This is a genomic window from Flintibacter faecis, assembly GCF_014287875.1.
In the GTDB taxonomy this organism is placed as follows: domain Bacteria; phylum Bacillota; class Clostridia; order Oscillospirales; family Oscillospiraceae; genus Lawsonibacter; species Lawsonibacter faecis_A.
In genome coordinates this window covers 1-8,007 of record NZ_JACOPN010000018.1, presented here as the reverse complement: position 1 = coordinate 8,007, position 8,007 = coordinate 1, and the positions used below count along the sequence as shown (strand labels likewise).

At 48.0% G+C, this 8,007-nt stretch carries 10 protein-coding genes and 2 pseudogenes; all 12 read right to left on the bottom strand.

Features of this window, described 5'->3' with window-relative positions; translation table 11 throughout:
* Positions 1–293: 293 nt before the first annotated feature.
* The 12 genes and pseudogenes from H8S55_RS13665 to H8S55_RS13610 all read right to left on the bottom strand — a co-directional run bounded on the left by H8S55_RS13665 (position 294) and on the right by H8S55_RS13610 (position 7,807).
* Positions 294–758, bottom strand: a complete 465-nt coding sequence (locus tag H8S55_RS13665) for a hypothetical protein (RefSeq protein ID WP_117554235.1) — start codon at positions 756–758, stop codon at positions 294–296.
* Positions 759–779: 21 nt separating this feature from the next.
* Positions 780–1,184 (bottom strand): SRPBCC family protein, encoded by a 405-nt coding sequence (locus H8S55_RS13660; RefSeq protein ID WP_117554236.1) that lies wholly within the window; start codon positions 1,182–1,184, stop codon positions 780–782.
* Positions 1,185–1,234: 50 nt separating this feature from the next.
* Positions 1,235–1,612: a TnpV protein gene (locus H8S55_RS13655; RefSeq protein ID WP_186879342.1), complete on the bottom strand. Its 378-nt coding sequence runs from the start codon at positions 1,610–1,612 to the stop codon at positions 1,235–1,237.
* A complete protein-coding gene (locus tag H8S55_RS13650; protein WP_022742028.1) occupies positions 1,572–1,934 on the bottom strand; it encodes a helix-turn-helix domain-containing protein in 363 nt (120 codons plus the stop codon). Before H8S55_RS13650 ends, H8S55_RS13655 begins: the two co-directional genes overlap by 41 nt.
* Before the next feature lie 70 nt (positions 1,935–2,004).
* Positions 2,005–2,157 (bottom strand): annotated as a pseudogene (locus H8S55_RS13645) (Maff2 family mobile element protein); the annotation flags it as partial.
* Between the two features lie 83 nt (positions 2,158–2,240).
* Positions 2,241–2,633: a helix-turn-helix domain-containing protein gene (locus H8S55_RS13640; RefSeq protein ID WP_002304334.1), complete on the bottom strand. Its 393-nt coding sequence runs from the start codon at positions 2,631–2,633 to the stop codon at positions 2,241–2,243.
* A 5-nt stretch (positions 2,634–2,638) separates the two neighbouring features.
* Positions 2,639–2,959, bottom strand: coding sequence for a hypothetical protein (locus H8S55_RS13635; RefSeq protein ID WP_002304332.1), 321 nt, complete (start codon positions 2,957–2,959; stop codon positions 2,639–2,641).
* Between the two features lie 12 nt (positions 2,960–2,971).
* Positions 2,972–3,775, bottom strand: a pseudogene (locus H8S55_RS13630) (VirD4-like conjugal transfer protein, CD1115 family); the annotation flags it as partial.
* A 41-nt stretch (positions 3,776–3,816) separates the two neighbouring features.
* Positions 3,817–3,975, bottom strand: coding sequence for a transposon-encoded TnpW family protein (locus tag H8S55_RS13625; protein WP_002596227.1), 159 nt, complete (start codon positions 3,973–3,975; stop codon positions 3,817–3,819).
* Positions 3,976–4,117: 142 nt separating this feature from the next.
* The gene (locus tag H8S55_RS13620; RefSeq protein WP_097770907.1) at positions 4,118–5,989 is read right to left on the bottom strand and encodes an AAA family ATPase; all 1,872 of its coding nucleotides are present in this window, start codon (positions 5,987–5,989) and stop codon (positions 4,118–4,120) included.
* Entirely contained in the window at positions 5,986–7,482 is a 1,497-nt protein-coding gene (gene mobQ / locus H8S55_RS13615) for a MobQ family relaxase (RefSeq protein ID WP_097770908.1), read from the bottom strand. Before mobQ ends, H8S55_RS13620 begins: the two co-directional genes overlap by 4 nt.
* Entirely contained in the window at positions 7,448–7,807 is a 360-nt protein-coding gene (locus tag H8S55_RS13610; protein WP_097770909.1) for a DUF3847 domain-containing protein, read from the bottom strand. Before H8S55_RS13610 ends, mobQ begins: the two co-directional genes overlap by 35 nt.
* Between the last annotated feature and the right edge of the window lie 200 nt (positions 7,808–8,007).

Below are 8,007 nucleotides of genomic sequence, written 5' to 3'. Positions count from 1 at the left end.
AATAAGAAATACATGAACATGAAGCACTTGGAGGCGGTCATGGACGACGCCTCTATTGCCGGCTGACTTCATTCAGCCGGAGCCTGCAAACAATTTTGCGCATAAATCTTGACGGGACCGATTCGGATTCTCAAAAAATCAAAGAAAATGGGAACGCCTATCAGCCAGAGGAAAAAACGGTAAAGAAAAACCGCTGTTGCATGGTTTGTTGACTTCCATGTAGCAGCGGTTTGTGCTGTGGTTATTCAGTTGAAATTTAGGGCGATAAACTAAGGATACAACTAAAATACGCCCTATAATTGAATTGCCGATTTCTCTGAATCATTTATATATACTGCAATCGAATCTGTTTCTTTCATATACGGCTTATCCCATAAGAGATGGCTTTTGTGATGATAAATCTTCCCTCCGTATGTATAGCTGTAAAGAACTCTGTACGGGGACTTTTTCCCATATTGTAGAAACTTCTGCATATATACTTTTTCTACAATCCCATTAACTTTAATTCCGTTAGAAATCAACTCGTAATAGGATTTCTTCTTTGCAGAAGCAAGAGCTGTAAAAATTGCTTGTGCAATTAAAAAAGCGACACCAAGTACAGAAAAAACAATCCCAATGTTCCTTTGACTTTGGACTATTGACGTTGATGTAGGCTGTAATATTCCAATAAAACTAAGCAAACCAAAAACGATAAAAGCACAGCCTAAGCACATAGAAATAAGAGCATATAACTGTTCTGCATATTTGATTCTATTCATAGTATTCTCTCCTTTACAACTTCAACATTGTTGTTCCAATGCTTTTTTTAAGTCCAGAACAAATTGAGTTTGCTGCTTCTTCAAATAGAGTTTTACAAAAGGTTTCATAAACCACTTTTTAGGTGTCACATTTTCTGTAAAATCGATTTGTGTTTCATTTCCCTTAGCTGTAAAAATACCAATCCAATGCCCGGTCATATTGCTATTTTTCATGTCAAATTCCCAACGTTTATATGGCTCAACAGCAGTAATAGAAAATATAGTTGCATATCCGTCTTTCGTGTACTCAATAAACTGCTTATCATTTATGATTTCTGTTTTGCTTAAATCGCTTCGCCACTCACTATATTTATCAACAGCAAAAACAATATCCCAAACTTTATGAATATCATCATTGATAATCGTATTTATATTTGAGATTGCCATTTTCATGCCCCCTTCAAACTCTATTTTGTCATAATCATTCTACCATACCATTATGAATAAATCATCTCATGCAATACAATTTCTTCTGCCCGGTTGTGAATGTTATTGCAACGCTGCACCCATTCCATTTGAGAAGTACGCTTCAATTCCTCGGTTACGCCCTCGGCAGTTTTCATCTGCTCCATGATGGTATCTAACCGATTCTGTGCCTGTTCATTCAGGTCTGCAAGGTATGTCCATAACTCCCCGGTCAGGGTCAATGTGTTCAATCTGGCTGGGTGGACTTCTCTTAAATATTCCCGGTGCATCCGTCCGTACTTTCCGATAGGGCGGTGTTCCTCCGGCAGTTTCAAGTCCGGGATGTAGTAATCTCCGACAAGGATATAATCAATTCCGTTTTCCGTTATTCTTGGTTTCAATTCTCTCATGTTCCTTACCTCCTGTGGAAGCAGGCTCGTCTGGTACTAACTCAATCACATCGGTAATCTCACAATTCAGCGTTTCACAGATACGGGCTAATGTGTCCATGCTGATGTGCTTTCCCTCTTTGCTCATGTTGGCAATCATATTCGTTGTCATACCAGCGGCAAGCCTTAAATCCTCTTTCCTCATATCACGCTCTAACAGTGTGTGCCAGAGTGGTTTATAGCTGATGTGCATATTGTTTTCCTGCCTTTCTATCCATACCACCGGGGCGGCTGCCCCGGCAGGAACTTTTCTCTTATTATAGCACCAATCTTGTGAAATCACAATTTATTCTTGTATCCTGCCGCTGATACCGTCTGGATTGGTTTTCCTTTCTTTTTTGTTCCCTTTAATTAGCCATGAACTGCTTCATGCCCTGGGACTTTGCGCCGGGGTTATCGTTGCCGTAGCCCTCAAGCAGATTGATTGCACCCCAGATGCCAAGACCTGCGCCCAGAGCGATAACGAGAGTCTGAAGAACGGTTACTGCGCTATTGAAAAATGCCATAATATTTTCCTCCTAAAATTTGAAATTGTTTTGAGAATAGAAAAAGCCCTCCGTACTACCGGCATCAAAACCGGACGGAAGGCTTAGTTTACGAGAATCTTTTCAAGGAACTCCTCGACGGTTATCACGCCAAGTTTCTGTTCCATTCTGCTTCTTGCATATTCAGTTTCACAATCATATATATCACCACCACCTTTCATAAGAAACAGCCAATACATTGACTGCAACAAATCTTCACGAGAAGCACAGATTGTCGGTGAAAAAACGACAGGTGAAACCTTCAGAACCTCTGCGAGTTTCGCTGTGGTTTCTGCATTAGGGGTTCGAGCGTTTTTCTCATACTGAGCAATACGGACATCCGCTGTTTTCTCGGAATACCCCATCAGGAGTCCAAGCTCTTTCTGGGTAAGGCGGCGAAATCGTCTAACGAACTTCAATCGCTGCCCAATAGAGGTATCCGTGATCCACCAAGTCATTTTTTTTACACCTCGCTTTCTGCAAATTCTCGATATACAACCTCATTTTTTGCTCTGCGCTTGCCTACGGCTTCACTGGGAGCAAGGTCAGGGTAGGTTGCCTGCACTTTCTGTCTGCTTCTGCGGACAGTTTCAAACCCCGGAAAGCTGCGTCTATCCAGTTCCTTCAAAAACACAGGAACCGTCATGGCATGAATGTCGATGCCACGCAGACCGGAATAGTGTTCCAGTACCATCAGGTACAAATGATTGTCGGTATTTCTTGCCTTGTGGTCGTGTTCCAAGATGTTCTTAACCAGGGCAGATACCGTTTTCAGATTTTCCAAACAGAAACCTCCTTAATCCGCATCGACTACCACAAACTCATCACCTGCCTTGAGCTTCAACCTTCGACTCAGAAACTGCTCAATGTTGAACTCATTTCTCTTATCAAAGTCTGATGTGTACTTATAATTGGGGTGCTGCGTCAGATCGTACTTGTCAGAAAGAAACGGTCTGACACCACGCAACTGCAAAATACACTTGCTGCCATCCAGAACCGCAAGCTCATCTACGCTCGCAAGGTCTTTGCCTAACTTCTGATAATTCAAGCCGTAAGACGGGCTGTTACCTCTGGTGTTGGAGGTGTTGTAGGTGTCGATAGTTTCTTTTCCCAATGCCTGATTCAGTTCTTTGAGCGTGGTTGGCTCAGAACCACCCAGGAAAATTCGGGAATCCATGTTGCCGATGATGGTATCGGCATTGTCTTTATAAATGGCTTTCAGCTGTGATTGTGCCTGGAGAACAAGGCAAGCCGATATTTCACGGCTTCGGATTGTCGCTACCAGTTTTTCCAGATTGGGAATCTGACCGATGTTTGCCATCTCATCAATCAAGCAGCGCACATGAACCGGCAGTCTGCCGCCGTACACATCATCTGCTTTCTCGCACAACAAGTTGAACAGCTGTGTGTAAATCATGGAGATCAAAAAATTAAACGTCGCATCCGTATCTGACATAATCAGAAAGAGCGCCGTTTTCTTATCTCCGAGAGTATCCAACTGCAACTCGTCATAGGCAGTCACATCTCTGACCTCCTGAATATCAAAAGGAGCCAGACGAGCGCCGCAGGAAATCAAAATCGACTTAGCGGTCTTGCCAGAGACGAAAAGTCAAGGACTTTTTCATCAAATTCAAGAAGAAGTCACATTTTGCGGACTTCTTCACGGAGCATACGCTTGATTTTGTCCTCCATCGTCTCTTTTGCGGTCTCGCTGAAATGGACACGGACGATATAGGTGGTCTTGCCGATCTGCTTTCTGACAGTCGGGCAAGTGGCGGTGTTGGTTGCGGTATTGTTCATTCAAAATCCTCCTGTAAATGAAAAATGCCCGGTGACTGTTCATCATCGGGCGGTGTCGGTATGAGGGAACAAGGCAAGGCGGCAACATTAAGGTATCTATAAAAACCTTGCCGTCTTTGCCACGCTTGCCGTGTTCCTGTTGTCAGTCTCGGAGATAGCAGACCCATGCTGTGCCGTCTTTCTCGGTCACAAGTCTGTCCCCGATACGGCTCTTTGCCGTTCTCATGGTGCGTGAGGAAATCCCACGCTCATTGACTGCCTTTTCCAGCTCTGCACTCGGCATACGCTTTCCGTTTGCAAGCAATTCCAGAATGAGCATTTGCGCCTGTGCGGTCTTGCTCTCGGTCTTTGCGGTGTCTGTCCCGGCAAGAAGCTCGTCAGCGGTAATGTCATAAGCCCCTATCCACTCAAAGCCTTTCTCGTCTCCCAGAGAAAAGGCAAGGGACTGTCCGGGCGGCGCAAGGGAGCTTTTCTCATGGATAAGTACCCTTGTTGTGGGGCTGTCCTTCAGCTTGCCGATAAAGAGCAGACTGCGGACTGCCGCCGTAATGTCGATAGACCCTAATCCCCGGTAGGTGCTTTGCGTTCCTGCGGCTTTGTTGAGGTGTCCGATCAGCACGATAGCGCACCCGGTAGCCTGTGCAATGTCTCCCAGACTGCGGAATATCGGGCGCACCTCGTTTGCCCGGTTCATGTCCACATCTGCGCCCAGAAACGCCTGTACAGGGTCAATGATAACCAGCCTTGCGTTGTTTTCCCGGATTGCCCTTGCTATGCGCTCATCGGCAAGGGTCAGCGGTGTGTCCCTATCGTCAATGACAAGCACTCTTTCAAGGTCTGCTTCCGCTTCCATCAGCCGGGGCTTGACGGTATCGCCCAGACCGTCCTCTGCGGTCTGGTAGATGATATTGAAAGGCTCAATTGTCTCCATACCGGGCAAAGGCTTTCGGTTGGTGCAAGCCGCCGCAAGACGCATGGCAAAGTAGGTCTTGCCCTCGCCGGGGTTGCCCTGTATGATGGTCAGCTTTCCAAAGGGAATATACGGAAACCATAACCAATCCACGCTCGTAAGCTCCACATCTGCCATACGGAGCATTGGGACAGGCTGGGCGGTGGGCAGCTCTCGCAGCGTGATTGTCTCGGCTATGAATTTGCGGCTGGGAATGTCCCCTTGCTGACGGAGAACATCGTTCCAGTCTTTCCTTGCCGGGACAAGGCGAATGACGGCGATCTCGCCGGGAATGTCCTGTGCCAGTCGGGTACAGGCTTCGCTTCCTGCGGTGTCGCTGTCAAGGCAGAGGAACACTTTTCGGGTGTCCTTGCGTTCAGAAAGGAAACGGTCAAGGGCTTTGCCCGAAACGCCGCCCAGGGCAAGATAATTTCTTGTCTGCCAATCCTGCGGATAAAGGCAGATAAACGATAACAGGTCTATCGGTGCTTCAAAGACAAAGAGCTGGTTGCCGTTTCCCTCATAGCGGAACGGATAGGACTTGTCAGACCCGGTAATATCCTGTCTGAATGTGTCTGCCGTTCCTCGCACATGGGCGTATCTCGGTGTGCCGTTTCGGTCTCTGCCGACAAACACAACATTGTGCCGCTTTGCGTCCTCATAAATATCCCCGGAAAGAAGAAAAGCCTCAACAAGCGTTTTGTTGAGACCCCGGCTTTCGCAAAGATATTGAATTACTCTGTCGGCTGTTCGGTTGTGCAAGGGCAAGTGGAACGCTGTGGGCGGTGTTGTGCTGGCTTCAGTCTGCCCCTCGCCGCTTTCGCCGGTCAGGAGCTGGACGGCTTCGGGAAAGGACTTGCCGTAAAATTCCATGACGAAATCAATGGGATAGCCGCCCTTGCTCTGGCTGTGGCGAAACCATTTGTTTCCCCGGACGGTCAGGCTGTCATGTTCTTTCCAGCGGTATTCTCGTCCGCTTTTGATAAGCGTCTCTCCCTGTGTACGGAGAAAATCTTCCAGACTGACGACATTTGCCCGGTCAATCTGCGCTTGGGTGTAATTCATCGGGATAGTTCCTCCTTTTTCTGTCGTGTTTGGGGTCGATTTTGGAGCTTTTGTTCCTCTGTGCGCTCGTTAAAACGGGCGGCAGTATCTACGCATGACTTGACCTTCCAAAGGCGGTGTAAATCGTCTCTGACGGTCTTAAACTCGCCATAGGTGGTTTCGTGCGCCTGTTCCAGAGCGTCATACTCGTCGGACAGTTTTTTCATATCCACCTTGCCGTCCGGGAACTCCCCGGTCAGCTTTCGTCTGGCGGCGTAGAACTGTATCAATTCCGCTTCATGCTCTGCCTTGTACTTGGCTCTGGGCTTCTCAAACTTGATTTTCTGCAAGCCGTCATAGACAGGCTTCAATCTCTGGAAAGCAGCAGAGCTGTCATAGAGCTGCTTAATTGCTTTCATTCGGGCGGTCTGTTCGTCCAGCGTTTTCTTCAAGCTCTCTGTGGCAGCACTGTGTTCGCTGACACGGCTTTCCAAATCTTCAAGGGAGTAAATGCCGTTTGCCCGGAGATAATTGAAAGTCTCGTTCATCTCTTTTAGGTTGCTGACCTTGCCTTTCTGCGAATATGCCCCGGCTCTGCGCTGGGTGTAATAGGCGTTCAGCAGAGAAACAAGGTCGGGTGCCTGCGGCTTGGCAAGCTCCGCTTTTGCTTCGGCAATCCAATCAAACAGGAGAGCGATTTTCTTCTTAATGTCCCGGATAACGGCGTTGGTGGCTTTGATCCAGCGGTTGAACTCGCCTTTCTCGGTGCGTATGCCTTTCTTCTCCATTGCCCGGACGGTTGCGCCTTCATGGATAGTGGGAAGTAAATCCACGCCTTGCCGTTCATAGCTGCGGTGGTCGATACGAACATCAATACCTTTTTCCGCAAACTTGGCATTGCACATCTCCGCCCATGCTTCACGCCAATGTTCCAGCGTTTCGGGACTGCCCCAGTCGGTAGTGGGAACGGCGTTGAAAACAAACTCTCCGTTCTGGTCCCGGATACGGTTGCCGTCCTCGTCCAGCTCATACACCCGGCGTTGCTTTAGTCCCCATTTGCCGTTCTGCTCGATGGGGCGGATAGGGCAAAGCACATGAAAATGCGGGTTTGGTATGCCGCCGTCCTCCCGGTCTGGCTGGTGTACGGCGAAGTCAACCACCATGCCACGGCTCACAAAGTTCTCCAACAAAAATTGCCTTGCAAGAGCGATGTTTTCCTCAAGGGAAAATTCATTCTGCAAGGCAATGTCAAAGCTGTATGCAAGCTGGGCGTTCTTTCCACGCTCGGCTTTTTCCACGGCGTTCCATAGGGTCTGGCGGTCTGCGTATTCTGGCGGTGCATGGGACGGCAGGAGAATGTCGGAGCAGATCACGCCGCCCTTGCGGGTGTAGTCGCTGTATTCGCCGTAATACTCGCTATACAATCGCTCCCCGGCACGGTAGGCGGCAGAAGCAATAGCGGACTGTCCTGCGCTTCGCTTAGTCTGCGTGACGCTCAGATGAAATAGTGCCATCGGCTTTCAACTCCTTTTCTCTGTTCGCTTGGTTGGTGTGAGTAATCGCCATGTGACGGACGGCTCGCTGGACTTCGGACAGGGAAAAGATGTGTTCCATCAGCTCCGTCATTTCGGCACGGTTGAGATCTTTGACCTCCGGGGCAAGGCTCTCAATCGTGCCGCCCAGATTGCAAAGACGATGGGTGCGCTTTTGTCTCTCGCCTTTCTCCAGATACTTCTTTCTGTTCTCCAGACGCTCCAGCTTGTGCTGTTCCTGTGCAAGCTGTGTCTCGACCTGTTCCTTTTCGGCTCGGAGCTGTTCAAGGTTTTTCGGTTTTGCCATTTTTCGTGACCTCCTTTTTTGAAAATGGGGATAAAAAAAGACCGTCAACTTTTCGCAGATTGCGACCAGTCAACGGTCAGTTTTTCGGTATTCAGTTGTTGTGTTCAGTTCGGTAAATTGAAGTTGGTCAAAGTTGTTGGCGAAGATATTCCACAACATTTCCATTCGTATCATAGAAACAGATGTTTCCTACATTGAGG